The sequence below is a fragment of the Roseibium sp. genome, assembly GCF_965232425.1.
GTDB lineage: Bacteria > Pseudomonadota > Alphaproteobacteria > Rhizobiales > Stappiaceae > Roseibium.
In genome coordinates, this window is sequence record NZ_OZ246971.1 from 6,268,511 (window position 1) to 6,287,208 (window position 18,698).

An 18,698-nucleotide genomic window follows, 5' to 3' on the forward strand; every position below is an offset into this window, starting at 1 on the left:
CGGGACTTACCTGGTCGGTCCGAGCACGGTGAAGCGGGACGTCGCGGTGATCGCTCTGCGGTCCGGCAGATACATGTCTTCAACGGACGCCGGGGGATGCGCAAACGTGCCCGGCGTTGCGGCGCGCGCCAGGTAGGCGAAGGTCAGTTCCTCGCCGCTCTGACGGTTCTGATCCACGGCGACCTCGAACCGGTCGTCGTAAAAAGCGGCATGCTCGGGCGAATCAACCGTCGAGAGGAACGAGAGCCCGCCGATATCGCCGGACCTCACCAGGCGTGGATTGTCGATCACCAGGCCTGCAGGCAAGCGATCGACCACCATCAGCCGCCCGGGCTGCCCCGTGAGAGCGCGTACGCTCACAACGACCGCAAGACGCGTGTTCACGGGAACCGCCGCCGGATCGACCGGATTGCCGTCCAGATCGTAGATCGTGCGTTCAATCGAATAGTCGCGCCCACCCGCGGGTTCGGGAACAGCGGGCTGCCCGGAAACGGAGACAAGCAGATCCGTTGCTGCGGTGCCATTGTTGACGACCTCGACGGGCAAACCGGCAATCTCGGATCCCGTCAGCGACCACGCAAGGCGCCCCGGCGTTTCCGCGCCGGCGACCGAGATACGCGCCTCCTCGGCCGACTGGTTGAGAGCGTTCGCCGCCAGAAGCAGCCAGGCCATGTCCTGGGTCGAGCGGTTCGGCGTCTGCCCCTGGGCCTCTTCCAGCCGATCAACGGCCTCGTCCTCGAGCTGCGTGCCCGCAGACGCCGTGACCACATAGTCGGTGACGGCAGCACTGTCGCGCAGGCGCGACCCGTAGTCATCCCTGAAGATGTTGGAGGTATCGCGCGGGAGATCGGCAAGTGCGGCGGAGAACCCGATCGCAGCCCGTTCCCTCTCGCCATACAGCGAAAGACCGGCGGCAACCTGCGCCTTGGCAAGCGGCGTCGCAAAATCCTGCAGCTTCGCGTCGAGATAGTAGCGCAGGTCACCCATGGACGCCCGGCCGTTTCTGGCGAGGACGTAGAGCGCGTAGGCGATATCCTCCCCGCCATTCCGGAAATCGGTGGCGTAGGAGAGCCGGTTTTCAAGATTGTCCAGGGCGGTGGTGAAGGCGAGATCGGGAACTTTGTATCCCTTTTCGCGCGCACGGGTCAGGAAGTCGGTCGCGTAGGCGGACAGCCACGTGTCGCCGCCACCATAGCTGTTCCACAAACCGAAATCGCCTGACGAGGACTGATTGGCCAGAACCGCGGCGATTGCCTTCACGACACGTTCGCGTATGGCGTCGTCGCCTCCCAGGCCAGCGCTCTCGGCAACCTCGCTCAGGTAGAGCAGCGGCAGCGCGCGGCTTGTTGTCTGTTCGGTGCATCCGTAGGGATACCGGTCGAGGGCAGCCAGAAGACCGGCAAGATCGATGCTGGCAGCACCGCCGGCCGTGAGGGTCACGTCGACCGTCGATGCTTTCAGACCGTCGAAACTGTCGCTGCTCAGGGTCAAACTCCCGCCCGCGACCAGTTGGACCGAGGACCGGCGCACGGTTTCCGGCTGAGTATCCCTGATATCGAGCCCTATCCGCTTGACGAAGCTTGCGCCGTCCGGGCCGGTCAGGGCGGCAACCAGCTCGCTTTTGCCGGTCGCGCTGCCCGCACCCACCGGCAGAAGCAAGAGTGACTTGTCTCCGTTTTCGATGCCCAGGCTCCGAACCTGTCGCGGCGCATTGTCGATCGTGAGGCCGTTGCCCGCCGAGACTTCCAGTTCATAAGTTCCGGATGCGCCGTCAACGTTGTCGATCTCGATCGCGATACGCGACACGTCGCCCGGTGCGAGGAACGCGGGTGCGCTTGCCGTCATCACCACGGGTGAGCGGACTTCCACTTCCTGCTCCGCGTGCCCGACACCGTCGGCTGTCCAGGCAACCACCATCAGTTTCAGGGCACCGTTGAAGGCGGGCACATCGAACGAGACCGAGGCCTCACCGTCGGGTCCGACCTCGACAAGCCCGGAAAACAGCGCCACGGGCTCCTCGTCCGGAGGTGGCGAATCGAGGCGGAGCGACATGGCATCCCCGCCGGACCTGACCCGGCCGGACGTGCCGGCCATCCTGTCGATGAGCTGTCCGTAAAGGTCCCGGATATCCGTTCCGAGACGGCGCTGACCGAAATACCATTCTTCCGGGTTCGGCGTTTCGTAGTCGGTGAGGTTGAGGATGCCGACATCGACGGCGGCAACCGTCAGATAGGCGCGCGTTCCGGCCTGGAGATTGGCAAGCCTGATGGGCACGTCGAGCGTCGTTTCGGGAAGGATCCGGTCCGGTGCGGAGACGTCGATGTCGATGGTCCGATCGCCGGGATCGATCTGCAGCCAGGACAGTCCCACGGATCGGGACGGCATGCGCTTCTGGTCGATATCCATCGGCCGGTACAGGCTGGCCGTGATATAGGCGCCCGCGCCCCAGTCGTCGCTGACCGGGATCTCGATCTCGGTTTCCGCGGCACGCACCTCAACACTCTGGCTTGCAAGCAAACCGCCGGCGACCACGTTCACGACGGCGATGCCCGCCATCTGCGGCTTGAGGCGCAGTTTCGCAACCTCACCCGGCCGGTAGCTGGACTTGTCCAGCCCGACATCGAGATAGTCCGGTGTGTCGCTGGTCGCATCCGCCGAGTACCATCCGGCATTGAAGGAGACGCTCGTCGCTGTCTGGAGTGCCCCGCTGCCCTTGATATCAAGCCGGTACTCTCCCCACTCCACCGGCAGCGAAAGCGTGGCAGGACTTGCTGCCGTCGTTTCGAGTTCACCGCCGGCAACGCGCTGCGAGGTCGTGATCGGTTCGAAGGACCAGCGCCCGTCCAGCCGGTACCACTGGTATCGGCGGTTGACTTTCGAAAGTGTCCAGGTCAGCCCGGACGCTCCGACCTGCCTGCCGTCCTCGCCGACGGAAATGATCGAGAAGGCGGCCGGTCCGCCTTCGTCGACGCCGCCGTCGAACGCTGTCTTGATGCCGATGCGCGGCCCGTCAAGGGCAACTGGCAGTTCGAGGTCGCGCTCGACATAGCGTCCGCCAGCCTCGACGAGGCGCGCGACAAGCGTGCCGTCGTAAAGGGCAGTCGTCTCGGGCAATGCGGGCATGGCAACATCGAACGTCAGCCTGCCCTCGCCGTCGGTCTTGAGGCCGGAGGGAATTTCACCGCGGCGCGAATAGGTTTCTTCGCTTTCGAGCCCGAAGACATAGCCCGGGTGATCCGTCATCGTTCGCACCGGACGGACGATCACGTCACCTTCGAGTGTCTGGCCGCTGGCTGGCGACCCGTACAGGAACTTCGCCTCCAGCGAGACAGGTGTCGGCGACGTTCTGCTGAAGGCTGAAGCCCGGGATTCGAGTTCGAAATCGACGCGCTCGGGCTGGTAGTCCTCAACGAGGAAGGTTTCCTGGGCCAGGGCGCGGCCCTTCGGATCGGCAAATATCTGCCACGACCAGATACCCTGCTGCGCGGATGTCCCGAGGTCGAGATCCTGCAGATGTCCGCCCAGCCCGGCATCCGAGACGGTGAAACGGGCATGTTCCACACCATCGGGGCGGTTGAACACAAAGGTCAGCGGGAAGTCTTCCTGGGCGACGGCCTTGGAATTGCGCAGAAGCGCCTGCGCGTGAACCGTCTCGCCCGCCTTGTAGATCCCCCGGTCGGTCCAGGCGAAGACATCCAGGGGTCCCGGCGCCGTGCGGCCCTCGACACCACGGTCGGACAGGTCAAAAGCCGGTTTGCGCAAGTCGAGGAACGAATAGTCGCCCCCGGCGGTCTCGGCAATCAGCACGCCTGGCGCGGATCCGCCCCGTCCGCGTGTCAGTCCGGCCGCGAATTCTGCGAATCCGTCCTGATTGGTGGCGGTTTCACCCAGAATCTCGTTGTTCACGGCCAGCAGCCTGACCGTCACGCCTTCCAGGGCTTCCGCGGAAGCGAGCGATCGGACATTGGCGGCAATGCCATTGTCGCCGCTGAGCGCGGTCAGCCCGAGATCGGACACGAGAAACCACTGGGTCGCAAGCGTTCCCCACCGGTTCCTGACGTCCAATTTCGACCGGGCCGTCAGCGCGTAAATACCGGGTTTGAGGTCGATACCGGTTTCGGCGACCGGAAAGGCCGTGGTCACATCAAGGTTGAGCGGGTTCTCCGTTTCAAGGACGCCTGACCAGACCTTCTCGCCCAGTTCGTCCTGAATCCGGTCCGCCTGCCACGGGTCGAGCTGGCGCAAAAACCTGTTGTCGCGCAGCACATCGGCGACCGACCGGTTGCCGACGCGATAGATCGTGGTCTCGACTTCGTTCGTGTTGACCGATACGATCGGGATCGTCGGGTTGCCGCCGGAGGGCAGGACGTAGGACCGGCTCAGGAAGTGAACCGATGGCGACCGGTCCTTCACGTAAATGGAGAGTTCGGAGGTCTTCTCCAGCTTCTCGCCGTCCGCCGCCGGCAGTCCGCTGCGCGCGGTGACCTGGTAGCGGGCGCCATGTTCAAGGCCGTCGGCACAGATCTGCGTTCCCTCGGCCTCAATCGAGGACGTCGTCGGACCGCGGACCGTTACATAGGGCGAAAGGTCTTCGCCAAGCGGCAGTTTCTGAGAGAAAACAAGGCAGATCCGTGGCGCCGTGCTGTCGGAATCCACCTGATGATCGACGATCCGGAAGCCGTGCTGCGCGACAAGCTCATCGTAACGCCGGCGCAGGTCCGGATTTTCGCCGAGCGCGAGCGACGCTCTCAGCGACTTGATCGCCGACTTGAACTCGCTTCTGCGGACCAGGGCGCTGCCGAGCAGGTCCAGCGCGTAAGCCCGCTCCTGCGGCGTAATGGACCGCAGGTAGGCATTGATCGCCGCCGAGACCGCATTTTTCTGCTTGGTTTCCCTTTCCTGCCAACTGTCCGGGTTTTGTGCCAGCAAAGCCAGGGCGAGTTGGGTCCAGGCGGAGAAATCACCCGGTTCGAGGACGATCAGCTGCGCAAAGTCTGCTTCGGCAAGCGCTGCGTTGCGGTTCCTGAGCGCGGCAAGTCCCTCCGCACGCAACTGTTCGACCGTCGCCCGCGTCGTCCGTCTGAGATTGGCAAGGCTTTGCGAGTAGGTTTCCGCGCTTTCCAGCTGTGCGCGCGGCACAAAGGCCAGCTCGGCCTTGCGGTCGGCGCTTTCGTCGGCACGCGGTGCCTGAACCTCGACGACGCGGCCCGCGATGGCACCCTGGAAACTCTGAAGTTCTCCGAAATCCGACTTGAGGAAACACCAGCCCGCGGAAGTATTGAACGTGAAGGCGCGGCACTGGTTGTCCTGAAGGCAGGCGCTGGTGCAGCCGTCCAGATCGACATCCTTGACGGTTCGATAGTCTCCACCGAAGAAATCCGCGTCATCGATCGTCACGATGCGCCGGTCCTGGGCATGGGCCGCTGGAACCATCGCGATCGTAGCAGCCAGGACCAATGGTGCCGTGAACGCCTTGAAACTGCGCTCTTTCAAACGCGCCGTGAAGAAATTGACTGGGTTGAAAGTGTTGAATGAAACAAACATGCCTGTCCTCCCGGACCGAGAATTTTCTCTATCAAGGCACCGGAACGTGACAAGGACAAGGCAATTCTGGTGTTGGACCGGAGAGGACGGACCTCAGCCGATCCGGTCGAGCAACTCGTCAATCAGCGTGGCAACCTCGATCGCCGCCTTGCTGGACGGCGCATCCTCGGTCACCGCAATGCCCCTGCCCATCGCGGAGGCGAATACGGTTCGGTTGCCGAGCCGCGCGTTCAGTGTCTCATAGCCGGATTCGGCGATCGCTTCCGCCATTTCTCCCGTCAGCGACGCGCGCGGCGGTACCCGGTTCAAGACGAGCAGCGCGGGCGTGCTCTCCCGGTTGGCAAGATCGATCGTCTGGGACGTCGCCCACAGATCGACCGGGGTCGGCTGGACCGGCACAATGACGAAATCCGCCGCGTCAATCGCGGGTTTTGCATCGGTATCCGTCTTCGGCGGCGTGTCGACGACGACATAACCGTGTGACCGTGCCAGAGACCGCGCCTCGCGCCGTGCGCCCCAGCCGGACGCCGTGCGGAATTCAAGTCCGGTCTCGTCTTCCCCCAGGGTTTCCTCACGCGCTTCGAACCAGGTTCCGAGTGATCCTTGCGGGTCGACGTCGAGGATCGCAACCGGTTCACCTGATTGTTTGGCGAGCGCAACCGCAAGGTGAGCCGCCAGCGTGGTTTTGCCGGATCCGCCCTTTTGCTGGGCTACTGTCAATATTCGGCCTGACATTGCACTTCTCCAGAATGAGACCCGCATTGTGCGACGCATGTTTTCGCAGCGCAACAAAACAATGGTGCAATACGACATAAATCACGGGAGAGGCCTTCTCAACCCTGCGTTCCCGGCGCAGGGCACGCCTGAGGGGCGGCTACTTTCCGCCGAGCGCGCTGTAGACGTTCCATGACGGCCGCCCGGTCACCGGCAAGCCGTACTTGGCTTCGGCCTTGCGGATGCCCGCACGGGTCAGCGGTCCGACCTTGCCGTCGGGCTCCCCGACATTGAAGCCGTTCCTGTTGAGAAGCTTCTGCAATTCAAGGCGCTGTGCCCGCGAAAGGCCGGGATTGTCCGTCGGCCAGGGCGTCTTGAACGGTTCGCCGTCTGCAACGAGTTCAGACAGAAGCGCGATCGCGAGTCCGTAAGATGTCGATGCATTGTAGGACCGCAGGGCGTTGAAGTTGCGCGTGACCAGGAAAGCCGGCCCGTTCGCTCCGGCAGGACGGATCAGAGCCGCCTCGGTCTTGCCAGAGACGCTGCCGCCGCCGACCTTCTTGAACCCGCGCTGGCCCCAGGTTGACAGCGAGGCACGCTTCTTGAGGCCTGTCGGCCCCGAATAGCCGGACGGCACCTTGACCTCATAGCCCCAGGCACGGCTGTCTCTCCAGCCCGCATTCTTCAGGAAATTCGCCGTCGATGCCAGGGCATCTGGAACGGAATTGACCAGGTCCTTGCGCCCGTCGCCGTCGAAATCGACCGCCAGGCTGTTGTAGGTGCTGGGCATGAACTGGGTCTGACCGAATGCACCGGCCCAGGACCCCTGGAAATCATTGACGGGAACGTCCCCGCGCGAGGCAATCTGCAAGGTCTTGATGAGTTCGCCGCGGAAATACTTCTGACGCCGTTTTCCGGCGCAGACCAGGTTGGCAAGCGCATGGGGTGTATAGAAATCCCCCTTGAACTGGCCGAAATCACTCTCGATCCCCCAGACGGCCAGAACGACGTGGCGGTTGACGCCGTAGCGCTTTTCAATCGCCGAGAGGGTCTGGCGGTGCTTGCGGAGGTTTTTCTTGCCATCCTTGATGCGCTCGGCATCGACAAGGAAGGCCATGTAGTCCCAGATCTCGGTCTTGTATTCCGGCTGCGACGTGGAAAACCGGATCACCTTCTCGTCGAAAGATGCCCCCTTGAGCATCCGTTCGGCGACCTCCGGCCGAACGCCGGCGGAAATCGCTTCCCGTTTCAGCGATGCGACGCAGCTTTCAATGGCAAAGGCATTCTGCGAGCCGGCGGTCCAGACAAGCCCCATCCCAAGCGCCAGCAGCGCCAGTCGTTTCAACCCAAATCCCGGCATGAGCCCCTCCAAGAGCATTGATTCCTCTGCGAGATGTTTTGATTATCGCACGATGGAAATGCGGCGAAAAAGGGATGGGAGCGCACTTAATCCCACAGGAGCTGCAAATCCCGGTTTGGAATTCGCGCCGTGCAGGCCCTTCATCCGCCGAAAAATCGTCTTCCGGAGCTGTCGGCCCACACATTCTGGCCTCCGATCAGCCGTTTCAAGGCGATCAGCCCGGCGGCGTGGCCTTCTTTCCCGCCCCCACCGGAAGCGCAAGCCCATTCCAGGACGACCGGCCTGATCGCGACTTCAAACAGCGCCGTGGCAGACGACAGCACGCAGATCTCCGTGTCGATCCCGCACAGATGCACTTCGGACAGGCCATTGAGATGGACCCATCTGAGCAAATCGTACGAGACGGCCGAATAGTGCGGCTTGTCGAACACGAAGGCGTTGGAGACTGGCCTGAAGGCAAGCTCGACTTCGCCGGTGCCGGGCAGAAACCTGTTCCAGTCCAGAAATAGGCGATGCGGCGAGTTTTCATGATTGACGAAACGGGAAGCGGCGACGTGGCTATAGTTCTGCTGCAGATCCTCGACGATACCCGGAATATGGTCCGTCCCAGCGCCGACGAAACCGGCCTGGACATCCACGATCAACAATCCGACATGCGCCTGCATGGTGGCCGCCTCCCCATGGCTGACAGGCGACCACAGCGCTGCGCATTGCGCAAGCCGTCACGCGACCCGATCCGTGGACAAAGGGTGTTGCTCTATTTGCCCTCAATCAGCTTCCTGCGCAGCCATCCCGAGGCCTGATCCATCATGATGACGACCAAAATCGTCAGGATGATGATGTAGCTCGTGTTTTCCCAGTCACGGGACGTCTTCATGGTTTCGACTAGCATCAGGCCGATGCCCCCTGCCCCGAGCGCGCCGATCACGGTTGCCGAGCGGGTGTTGGATTCCAGATAGTAGAGAACCTGCGAAACGAAGACAGGCAGGATCTGCGGGATGACGCCGAAGCGGTAGCGCTGGATCTGGCTGGCCCCCGTCGCCCGGACGCCCTCCACCTGCTTGTTGTCGATATTTTCAAGCGCTTCGGAGAACAGCTTGCCGAGGGTGCCGGTATCGGTGAATGCGATTGCAAGCGCTCCGGTCAACGGTCCGAGACCAAAGGCTCGAATGAAGATCAAGGACCAGATCAGCATGTCGATGCCTCGGAGAAAATCGAACAGACGGCGCGTGCCGAAACGCAGGAGGAGTGATGGCGTGAAGTTTCGTGCGGCCAGAAACGCCAGGGGCAAACCGACAAACGCGGCGATAAGCGTACCAAGAACGGCCATCATGATCGTTTCAAAAAGTGCGGTGAAAACCTCACCGTGCTGCCAGTCGGGGTTTCCGAGAAAATCGTGCATGATCAGCGACATGTTGGATTGCGACGGATCGATGCGTTCATTGGAGAGCGCGATGGCCCAGAGCTGGCTGAAAGACATGCCGTGCAGCTCGGACTGGAAAGAAAACCAGAAATTTTCCCAGCCGCCAAAGTAGTTGTGCACTTCGATTTTGGTTTTCGTCACCTGCACGCGCCGATCAAGTGTCGGACGGGCATCGAACTTTCTCGGATCATCCTTGAGCCATTCCGGAACGGGACCGGGCGGCAACTCAGTCGTCACGCCGCTGTTTGTCGCCGTGACCTTGATGGTGCCGTAGTCGGGTACGGTGAACTCCATCACCTTGCCGGTTATCGCCACTTCATAACCGTCGCCGAGATCGACAATCGCATTCGTGCCGTCAACGTCCACCCAGTCGGGCAGGTCCTCCTGAGCGTAGGTCGCCCGGCGCTCCCCCTCGATGGCGACCTCCATGATGTCGCGCCGCAGAAGCTTGGTGACATGGACCTTGTAGGCGACACTGTCGGTCGCCAGGATAACCGCTCTTTCGGGCTGCGCCTTTGAGAGCAATTCGGGCACGCCAAAGGCAAACCATGTGTAGGTCAGGTAAAGAACGATCGCCAAGGGCGCACCGATGGTGAGCCAGGCCCGGCGGCGCACATTGCGGAAAACAGTGTCGCGGTCGAAGACCGGTTCATTGAGCGTATCGACAGCCATAATGAAGTTCCTCAATGCGCGCGGCCGGAGCCGACGAGTTTGCCACGCAGGTAGGACGAGACCTGGTCAATCATCATGATGGTGCAGAACAGGAGCACGAAGATCGCAGCTGTTTCGTCCCCCGCGCCCTGACCCCAGCCGATGGTGCGGCGGAGCTCCTGGCCGATACCGCCCGCGCCGACAAAGCCGAGAATGGCCGAAGCGCGCACATTGATCTCAAGCCGCAGCAGGAAGTAGCTCAGATAGTTCGGGGCGACCTGCGGCATCACGGCATAGCGGATGCGCTGCAGCCAGCTGGCACCACAGGCTGACAAACCTTCGATCGGCTTGCGATCAATGTTTTCATTGACCTCGGAAAAGAGTTTTCCGAGAGCGCCCGCCGTGTGGACCGCAACCGCGATCATTGCCGGAACGGGACTGGACCCGAGAACGAAAATCAGGAAGAGAGCGATGATCAGCTCCGGAAACGCTCTTGTGATGTCCATGATACGGCGAACGACCGGGATGAGAGGTCCCCAACTGTCGACGTTGCGCGTGGAAGCCATGGCCAGCACGACCGCCATTGCACCTCCCAAAAGCGTTGCGACCGCGGCTATGTTCAATGTCTCCAGCATCGCCGGGACGAAGGTCAAAATGAGCCCGAAGAATGCCGGCCCGGCCTGCCAGGCTTCGGCAACGATTTCGCCGGGATAGTCGAAGAACTTCGAAAGCCCTTGCAGGAAGCCGCCGGAATTCATCTCGTTGGATTTCGAAAAGCCGGAAACAAGCACTGCAACGACGAGCAGCAACCCGATCAGCGAGTACAGCTGGCGGCGCTTGCGCAGTATCAGGATTTCCTGTTCGAGAGCGGCAACGGCCATGTTCTAGGAGCCTTCTGTGAAAGAATTCTGGCATGTTGGCAGCGTCGTGCTGCCCAGGGCGGTCTTGGTCTCGCAATCCCTGCATCCACCCTTGCGAGCAACGACTACAGCAGGGATCCGGTAACCACAGGCGCAGGGGTGACTGTTTACAAAAACGGTCCTGAGGGCACTGGGCCCCGGCCCGGTTCCTTGCTCGAACCTGAAGTGAAATCAACGCCTTGATGGAAGAAAACACGGGCCGATAGTCGGCCCGTGTCCTGGTTCATTCGAACCTTAGTTCTTGTTCTTGGCCTTACGGGCTTCAACGATGTTCACGTAAGCTTCGTGTGTGATCGGCATGAAGCCCTTCGTCTCGCCGGCTGCAATGTTGTAGGCGCAGTCCGGATCGATGGAGTTGAGGGACGCGATCAGGCCGGTCATCTTGATCTTGACGTCCTCCGGCAGCTTCTTGGAAAGAACGATCGGGCCTTCCGGGATCACCGGGGACTGCCAGATCTGACGCAGTTCGGTCATGTCGACAAGACCGGCATCGGATGCCTTGCGCAGAGCACCGGAGTTGTAACCGTCTTCCCATTCGCCAAGACCGTCGGCCCAGGTCACACCTGCATCGATATCACCATTTGAAACGGCAACGATGGTCTGTTCGTGACCGCCGGTGAAGACCACGTCGCCGAAGTAATCTCCAGCTTCCATCGGATAGCCTTCCTGCGGGATGGCGATGGACGGGATCAGGTAGCCGGATGTGGAGTTCGGATCACCAAAACCGAAGACCTTGCCTTTCATGTCTTCCAGCGAATTGATTTCGCTGTCATTGCGGGCAAAACCGATGGAGTAGTAGCCATAGCCGCCGTCAACGTTGACCTTGACGAGAACCGGATCAACGGCTTCCGGATCGGTCAGGTGAACCTTGGCGTAGCTGGACGCACCGAGCCAGGCAAGATCGAGGTTGCCACCCAGCAGGCCTTCGATCACGCCGTTGTAGTCGGCGGGCGCAAAGAGCTTGACCGGGACGCCGAGAAGGTCAGCGGTCTTTTCTTCCAGGCACTCATAGGCGCGCAGGCGATCGGAGGCGTTCTCGCCGCCAAGAATGCCGATGCGGAATTCGGTGATTTCATCTGCGCCTGCAAGCGAAGCATTCAGGGCGATCATGCTGACAGCGGCAAGCGCGGCAACTTTGGATACGATTTTCATTTGGGACACTCCCCGAGAGACTGAATCCGATGACGTTGTAAGGTGCGCGGGCGGTTCAAACCGCCGCTGCCGCCGGGGTCATCGCACCGGCGGATTCTTGAGCGCCGGGGTTGCCGGCATCGATGGCAGTGGATGTGGCTGCCTCGTTGAAGCTTTCGTCCGCGCCGTAGATCTCGCGGGCTGCATTTGTCGTGAGTTCTTCCGGTTTGCCGTCGAAAACGATGAAACCGTCACGCATCCCGATCACGCGGTCGCAATAGCTGCGGGCGGTGTCGAGCGTGTGCAGATTGCAGATGACCACCTTGTTGTCGCGCTCGTGGATTTCGCGCAGGGCGTCCATGACGATTTTCGCGTTCATGGGATCGAGCGACGCAATCGGTTCGTCGGCGAGGATCATGTGCGGGTTCTGCATCAGCGCGCGGGCGATCGCGACGCGCTGCTGCTGGCCGCCTGACAGTTCCTCGGCGCGCTTCGTCGCTTCCTGGACGATGCCGAGGCGGTCGAGGGCCTCAAGCGCGTCAGCGACATCTTCGGCGCTGAAGATGTTGAACAGGCTCTTGATCGTGCCGTGGCCATTCAGACGCCCCAGCATCACGTTGGTGGCGACATCTAGGCGCGGCACGAGGTTGAATTGCTGAAAGACCATGGCGCAATCGCGCTGCCAGCGGCGCATCATGGCACCTCTCAGGCGCAGGATATCCCTGCCTTCAAACAGGATCTCCCCGGACGTTGCCGGCGTGAGCCGATTGATCATCCGCAGCAAGGTCGACTTGCCCGCACCGGACCGGCCGATGATGCCGACCATCTGCGGCTTGCCGATGTTGAAACTGACCTTGTTGACCGCAGTCCGGGACCCGAAGGTCTTGGTTACATTCTGGAATTCAATCACCCGACAGCCCTGTCCGTTATAATGCTTAGCGCCCGGGGGAAAGAGCCATTGGTCGATTACAGTCAGATGACAGGTTTTTGACGTTCAGGCTAAGTATTTGTGTCCTTTCAATGACATGGAGGCAGTCGTCGCCGGCTGGACTTAGACGGATAATGTTTTTTCGCCTTGAAGTGTCGACGGTTGGCCTGCGGTAACCACGCACGCAATGCGCCTGTTTTTGAGGCAACGCGCGTTCCGCTCCGGCGCCGCAAAAACAGGCACTCCCCGTTTTCCACGGTGTATGCACATGAGAACTGACGCAATTCGTCATGGCATTGTCATCAAAACTTCACTTGAGACGCGCTCCGGCCCGCTAGAAACACAGCGCGTATTGATCAATTCCGTTGGAGACCAGATGTCCGCGCCCACACAAAAACCTTCGCTGAGCGAGGCCCCGAACATTCATCCCGAAGCCAGCGTGCTGAATTGCGAACTCGGGATCTGGACGGAAGTCGGTGCGCGCACCGAGATGCGTGAAAGCCAGATGGACGATTATTCCTACATCGTTCAGGACGGCGACGTGGTCTGGTCGAGCATCGGAAAGTTCTGTTCCATCGCGCGGCGCGTGCGTCTCAATCCGGGCAATCATGCGACCTGGCGCGCGTCCCAGCATCATTTCACCTATCGCGCCGCGGCCTACGAACTCGGCGACGACGATGCCGGCTTCTTTCAGTGGCGCAAGGACGACTGGGTCACGATCGGACATGATGTGTGGATTGGCCACAATGCGACCGTGCTTGCCGGGGTCACGGTGGGTACGGGTGCCATCATCGCCGCGGGCGCGGTCGTGTCGAAAGACGTTGCCCCCTATACCGTTGTCGGCGGTGTCGCCGCCAAGCCGATCAAACGCCGTTTCAGCGAACGGCAGGAACAGGCGCTGATGGACATTTGCTGGTGGGACTGGCCGCACGCCGCGCTGAAGGAGCGCCTGCCGGACTTCCGGGAGCTTTCCATCGACGCGTTTATTGAAAAATATCGATAGGTCTCTTCTGCGCGAGACCTATTGTGCGCCTCGCGTGCCGGTGCTTTCCTTGCGAGCAGACCGAAACGGAGGCCAACCGATGAGCACACGAACGGCAACGTGCAGGTGCGGACAGCTGCGTGCCGAGTGCAGCGGCGAACCTGTGCGCATTTCTGCCTGCCATTGCCTTGAATGCCAGAAGCGGACCGGAAGCGTTTTCGCGGTGCAGGCACGGTGGCGCGACGAAAATGTCCGCCTCCAAGGCGATTTCAAGGAATGGCACCGCGACTGCGACAGCGGTCATGTCGCCACCTATCGGTTCTGCCCGGTGTGCGGGTCGACCCTCGCCTTTGTCATCGAGGGCTGGCCGGGTGTCATCGCCATTCCAGTCGGTGCGTTTGCAGATCCGGCATTTCCAGCGCCACGGTTTTCGGTTTACGAACACCGCAAGCACCCCTGGGTGGAGATCGGGATTGACGGCATCGAACACTCATCCGATCCGTCCATCGCGTTCACACAAGGCGAACTCAGGAAATGAGCGACACCGATCTGAGCGCCCCCTCCGGCAGCGGCGTGACTGTGTCCGCAGGACTCAATCGAATCATCCTTTATGTGCGCGACGTGGATATCAGCGCCTCGTTCTATGCGTTTTTCTTCGGGTTCAGGGCGGTGACAACACCGACAGACCGGATCACCGAACTGGTTCCGGAAAATGGCGGGGCGCACCTCTTGCTCCACAAGGCCGGAAAGGCGCAAAAACTGGGTCAGGTTGCCGTCAAGCTGGTCTTCGATGTCGCGGATGTTCCCGCATTCCGGGAACAAGCCGCAAAGAAGGGCCTGAAATTCGGAACCATTCACAAGGCGGACGGGTACGCTTTTTCCAATGCGAAGGACCCGGACGGGAACGCCCTCCAGATCTCCAGCCGGGCATTCAAATCGGTCTGATTGACGCGATTGCCACTCCCCCTTTGCGGTAAGCGGCTGTACACTGTGAGCATGACAACCGAATCCGCCGCTCTCGCCTCCAGCCTCGGCCCTTCCTTGCGTCGATGGCGCGTCCTCAACCGGGTCAAACAGCAAGTCCTGGCCCGGGATCTCGGCGTGTCCCAAAGCAGGATATCGCGCTGGGAAAGCGGACAGGCAGCCCCGGATGGGTTCGAACGGCAGCAGCTCACGAGATTGCTGCGCGCGCGGCCCGAGACGGCAGCGGACCGGGCCCTGCTGGATCTCGTAACACAGGCCGCAACGCCCGTTCATCTCGTGTGTGACCTGACACACAGGCTGCTTGCCGCCTCGCCTGCCCGCACGAAAGACTGGCGGGTTTCCGTTTCCGACCTCATCGACACGCCTTTGTGGCGGTTTGCCTCCGAGGGCATAAGAGTGGCCGAGGACGGTCTGGCGGACAACGGCTGGTTCGAGCCGCTGGGTCCCGACATCGTCTACCAGACAGAGCGCGCCGAATTTGCGGAACTGACCATCCCGGCAAGCCGGATCCGCATTTCGCGGCTTGCCCTGTCCGACGGACGTTTTGCGCGCCTTGTCCGCGACGAGATTTCCACGCCCGCATAATTTATTCAAGGCATCGCTACGCCCCGCTCAAGCGATTACGATCACCGGCATGACCCAAGACGTTCCCAATTCCCCGGCGGACACGATGGCGCCGCAGAGGCTCGCCGGCATCCTGACCTTCCTCCAGGAAACCGAAAGACTGAAGGACACGATCCGGTCCGGCTCGACGCGCAAGGGACGGCCGGAAAGCACCGCCGAGCACAGCTGGAGGCTGGCGCTCATGGTGCTTCTGTTCGAGAAGGAACTGGCCGGGATCGATCTGCTCAAGCTGGTGAAACTTTGCGTGGTTCATGACCTCGGCGAAGCGATCTCCGGTGACGTTCCGGCACCGCTTCAGCAGGACGGCGACGATCGCGAAGCGCGCGAGCGGCAGGACTTTCAGACCTTGTGCAGCGGTCTTCCTGAAGACCTCGCGGAGGACCTTCTCGACCTCTGGGATGAATATGCCGGAGCAGCGACAGCCGAGGCCAGGCTGGCAAAGGCGTTCGACAAGCTGGAGACGATCCTGCAGCATCACCTGATGCCGCCGCAGAGCGCCGAGTTTCACGCCTTCAACCTGACCTACGGAACCTCCAGAACTGACGCGTTTCCGCTGACTCAGCAAATCCGGAGGATTGTTGACGACCGCACGCGAGCTCTCGTCTCAGAGGCTCAAGACAGCAACGGCTGAGCACCGCTCGACCGCGTGCCTTGATTGGTGGGAAACACGTGCCCTAAGCTGGCGGCCGGTTTGGAAGAAAAGCCCCGGTTCAAGGAAGGTGCCGATGTACAAGATCCTCCCGCGCAGCAACGGTCCGGTTCTCGGCGTCGAGATCTCCGGCAAGCTCGACATAACCCAGGAAAACGAACTGACCGACAAAGCTGAAAGTCTGATCGCGGAACACGACAAGATCAGCATTCTGGTCGTGCTTGGAGATCAGGTCAGCGTTTCATTCGAGGCCGCCGCCTCCGATATCAAGTGGATGCTGACCCACATGCATCGCTTGCGGAAAGTCGCCATCGTTGCCGACAGCAAGTTTCTCCAGGCGCTCGTGTCTGTGGATGCGTTCTTTGCAAAGGCGGTCGACATCGAGGAAATGCATTATTCCACGGACGAGATCGAGACCGCCTGGCACTGGATCGAGAGCTGACGCCGGGTTGCACGGGTCGGGTGCGATCGCACCCTCAGTCGACCAGATGTTCCTCGCTCAGGAAGGCGACCTGCCGAACCTCGCCGTCCTTCACCTCGATCATGTGTCCCTGAGGGACTTCGATCCAGCGGCTGGGCGCTTCATCGAGTGGCTCGGAAACAACCATGACGCCGTCATCGAACTGCCGGTAATAGAGCGTCGGCGGGTGATTGTCGGACGCATAGCGCGCGGCATAGAGCGTGTTGCCGTCCGACCATGCGGAGGCAAAACGCATATGGGGTTTTTCTCCGGCGTAGCGGGACAGCGCTTCCGCCTCGTGGACCACCCGCGCCATGGCGGCACGCGGATGCAGCCGCAGGCCATAGGCCAGCGCGATCAGGAACAGGCACTCGCTGTCCGTGCCGCCCATGCGGTGCCGGTAGAGGTCATCGGGGATCATGTTGTCGAGACGCCGCCTGACCTTTTCGTAACCGCCGACCTGTCCGTTGTGCATGAATGCCCAGCGCTCATGGGTGAAGGGGTGGCAGTTGTCCCGTGTCGTTGCCGTGCCCGTCGACGCGCGGACATGCGCCAGGAAGTGTCCAGAGCGGATATGCCTTGCGATCTGAAGGAGATTCGGATCGGACCAGGCCGGACGCACGTCCTTGTACAGACACGGTGTTTCCCGGTCGCCGTACCACGCGACACCGAATCCGTCCGCGTTGACGGCCGTCTTGCAGGACAGCGCGTTCCGGCTTTGATCGATCAGTGAGTGGGCCGGGTCGCAAATGACCTCTTCCAGATATCTCGGTGCGCCACTCCAGGCCGCCCATCGGCACATTTCTTCAAATCCTCATCAAGCAGCGGTTCGGGTTGCCTTGAAACGCGCCGTTTCCCGGTCGCATTCATACCAGTCCGCAAGCGGATAGGGTGAGCGTGCGAGTTCATCGACCGCGGAAATGATCCTGTCCACCTTGTCCGCGGTGAGCAGAACGGAAAAGTTCAAACGCGTCCACCCCGGCTTCTTCAGTTCTTGCCCGGCCAGGATGCCCTTGCGCAATCTATCCGATTCGTCCGGTCCGATCGAAAGAAGGCGGTGTGCATAGGGCCCGGCGCATGCACACCCTCCCCGTGCCTGGATACCGTAAGCATCCGAAAGCATGCGCGTCACCAGTTGCTGATGGATGTAACCGCCGCGCTCAAGATCGCGCATCCGGAACGAAAAGACCGGCAGGACATGGCGTGCATGCGAGTTTCCCATGATCTCGATTGCCGGGTTTTCCCGCCAGACCGCCAGCGCCTTGCCCCGCCAGGCAGCGTTTCTGGCGTCCATCAGGTCCTGGCCGATCGCTTCCTTCACAAGAAAGGCAAGGCCGGCACGGATGTCTCCGATCACGTTCGGGGTTCCGGCTTCCTCGCGTGCGCACAGGTCGGTGGTGTAGTCATGTCCCCATGGAGACACGAAGCGCACGCTGCCGCCACCCGGAAAAACCGGCACGTCCCGCCTCACGGCGTCCTTGCGGACGATCATCACACCGGAGGCCGCAGGACCGCCTAGGAACTTGTGCGGCGACACCACGACGGCATCCTTTTGCGCGTCCGTGCCGCTTTGCATGTCGATCGGAAGATATGGACCCGAGCCGGCGCAGTCCCAGACGCTCAATGCACCATGTTTCCTGAGCAGACGGGTCACGGCAAGATCGTCCGTCACGATGCCGGTGACGTTGGACATCATGGAAAAGGCGCCGATCACAAGTCTCTTCCTGCCACAGGCCAATAGTCTTGCCTCGAGGTCCCCCAGATCGGGACCACCCGCCTCGTCCTCCCCGATCTCGATGACTTCGGCCCCGCTTTCGCGCCACGGGAGAATATCGGAATGGTGTTCATAGGGGCCGAGGAGAACCAGCGGCCGCTCGCCCTTCCTGACAGCCTCGCTCACACCGAGCAGGTGAACCAGCCTGTTGAGACCGGCCGTTGCACCGGAACCGCAGAAAATAGCGGCATACGAAGCGTCCGCGCCGCAGACACGCGCGATTTCGGCCCGCGAGGCTTCGCGCATCCGTGTCATGGCACTGCCGCAATAGGACGCCTCGGTGTGAGAGTTGGCGTAAACCGGCAGCACTTCTTCCAGGACGAAATCCTCGATCTGGCGCAGCGCCCGGCCGGACGCGACATAGTCGGCGTAGATCATCTCGCGCTCGCCGAGCGGACCCGTAATCATCGTGCCTTCGCCGATCAGTCCTGCCCGCAGTTGCCCAACGAGATCCGGTGTGTCCAAGACGGCCTTGAAATGATCGATTGCCGTTCCGGTCTTATGTGTCATTTGCTGCTCCAAACTTGCGTTCGGGCAATCATATGACCTTTTCA

16 protein-coding genes are annotated in these 18,698 nt (G+C 61.4%); 6 read left to right on the top strand and 10 right to left on the bottom strand.

Going from position 1 to position 18,698, the window contains the following annotated elements; genetic code table 11:
* Positions 1 to 6: 6 nt before the first annotated feature.
* From ACO08A_RS28615 to phnC, 8 genes are all read right to left on the bottom strand, one after another.
* On the bottom strand, positions 7 to 5,544 hold the full coding sequence (locus tag ACO08A_RS28615; protein ID WP_422039235.1) for an MG2 domain-containing protein: 5,538 nt from the start codon (positions 5,542 to 5,544) through the stop codon (positions 7 to 9).
* A gap of 93 nt (positions 5,545 to 5,637) precedes the next feature.
* On the bottom strand, positions 5,638 to 6,279 hold the full coding sequence (gene parA, locus ACO08A_RS28620; RefSeq protein ID WP_422039236.1) for a ParA family partition ATPase: 642 nt from the start codon (positions 6,277 to 6,279) through the stop codon (positions 5,638 to 5,640).
* A 139-nt stretch (positions 6,280 to 6,418) separates the two neighbouring features.
* Positions 6,419 to 7,618, bottom strand: coding sequence for a lytic murein transglycosylase (locus tag ACO08A_RS28625; protein ID WP_422039237.1), 1,200 nt, complete (start codon positions 7,616 to 7,618; stop codon positions 6,419 to 6,421).
* Positions 7,619 to 7,758: 140 nt separating this feature from the next.
* Positions 7,759 to 8,283 carry an isochorismatase family cysteine hydrolase gene (locus ACO08A_RS28630; protein ID WP_422039238.1) on the bottom strand — a complete coding sequence of 175 codons (525 nt, stop codon included), beginning with the start codon at positions 8,281 to 8,283 and terminating at the stop codon, positions 7,759 to 7,761.
* A gap of 92 nt (positions 8,284 to 8,375) precedes the next feature.
* Positions 8,376 to 9,713 (bottom strand): phosphonate ABC transporter, permease protein PhnE, encoded by a 1,338-nt coding sequence (gene phnE, locus ACO08A_RS28635; protein WP_422039239.1) that lies wholly within the window; start codon positions 9,711 to 9,713, stop codon positions 8,376 to 8,378.
* An 11-nt stretch (positions 9,714 to 9,724) separates the two neighbouring features.
* Positions 9,725 to 10,573 (bottom strand): phosphonate ABC transporter, permease protein PhnE, encoded by an 849-nt coding sequence (gene phnE / locus ACO08A_RS28640; RefSeq protein WP_422039240.1) that lies wholly within the window; start codon positions 10,571 to 10,573, stop codon positions 9,725 to 9,727.
* 273 nt (positions 10,574 to 10,846) lie between these two features.
* A complete protein-coding gene (phnD, locus tag ACO08A_RS28645; protein WP_422039241.1) occupies positions 10,847 to 11,764 on the bottom strand; it encodes a phosphonate ABC transporter substrate-binding protein in 918 nt (305 codons plus the stop codon).
* 55 nt (positions 11,765 to 11,819) lie between these two features.
* Positions 11,820 to 12,653, bottom strand: a complete 834-nt coding sequence (gene phnC, locus ACO08A_RS28650) for a phosphonate ABC transporter ATP-binding protein (protein WP_422039242.1) — start codon at positions 12,651 to 12,653, stop codon at positions 11,820 to 11,822.
* A gap of 394 nt (positions 12,654 to 13,047) precedes the next feature.
* Between phnC and ACO08A_RS28655 the strand changes: the two genes are divergently transcribed.
* The 6 genes from ACO08A_RS28655 to ACO08A_RS28680 all read left to right on the top strand — a co-directional run bounded on the left by ACO08A_RS28655 (position 13,048) and on the right by ACO08A_RS28680 (position 16,352).
* Positions 13,048 to 13,674, top strand: coding sequence for a DapH/DapD/GlmU-related protein (locus ACO08A_RS28655; RefSeq protein ID WP_422039243.1), 627 nt, complete (start codon positions 13,048 to 13,050; stop codon positions 13,672 to 13,674).
* A gap of 79 nt (positions 13,675 to 13,753) precedes the next feature.
* The gene (locus ACO08A_RS28660) at positions 13,754 to 14,191 is read left to right on the top strand and encodes a GFA family protein (RefSeq protein ID WP_422039244.1); all 438 of its coding nucleotides are present in this window, start codon (positions 13,754 to 13,756) and stop codon (positions 14,189 to 14,191) included.
* On the top strand, positions 14,188 to 14,598 hold the full coding sequence (locus ACO08A_RS28665; RefSeq protein WP_422039245.1) for a VOC family protein: 411 nt from the start codon (positions 14,188 to 14,190) through the stop codon (positions 14,596 to 14,598). The genes ACO08A_RS28660 and ACO08A_RS28665 overlap by 4 nt, the downstream gene beginning before the upstream one ends.
* Before the next feature lie 51 nt (positions 14,599 to 14,649).
* Entirely contained in the window at positions 14,650 to 15,222 is a 573-nt protein-coding gene (locus ACO08A_RS28670; protein ID WP_422039246.1) for a helix-turn-helix domain-containing protein, read from the top strand.
* Between the two features lie 49 nt (positions 15,223 to 15,271).
* Positions 15,272 to 15,892 carry an HD domain-containing protein gene (locus ACO08A_RS28675; protein WP_422039247.1) on the top strand — a complete coding sequence of 207 codons (621 nt, stop codon included), beginning with the start codon at positions 15,272 to 15,274 and terminating at the stop codon, positions 15,890 to 15,892.
* 94 nt (positions 15,893 to 15,986) lie between these two features.
* Positions 15,987 to 16,352, top strand: a complete 366-nt coding sequence (locus tag ACO08A_RS28680; RefSeq protein WP_422039248.1) for an STAS/SEC14 domain-containing protein — start codon at positions 15,987 to 15,989, stop codon at positions 16,350 to 16,352.
* A gap of 34 nt (positions 16,353 to 16,386) precedes the next feature.
* Here the strand turns inward: ACO08A_RS28680 and ACO08A_RS28685 are convergent, their stop codons facing one another.
* Together ACO08A_RS28685 and ACO08A_RS28690 are read right to left on the bottom strand one after the other, a co-directional pair.
* A complete protein-coding gene (locus tag ACO08A_RS28685) occupies positions 16,387 to 17,172 on the bottom strand; it encodes a class II glutamine amidotransferase (protein ID WP_422039249.1) in 786 nt (261 codons plus the stop codon).
* A 15-nt stretch (positions 17,173 to 17,187) separates the two neighbouring features.
* Entirely contained in the window at positions 17,188 to 18,654 is a 1,467-nt protein-coding gene (locus ACO08A_RS28690) for an aminotransferase class V-fold PLP-dependent enzyme (RefSeq protein WP_422039250.1), read from the bottom strand.
* Positions 18,655 to 18,698: the final 44 nt, after the last annotated feature.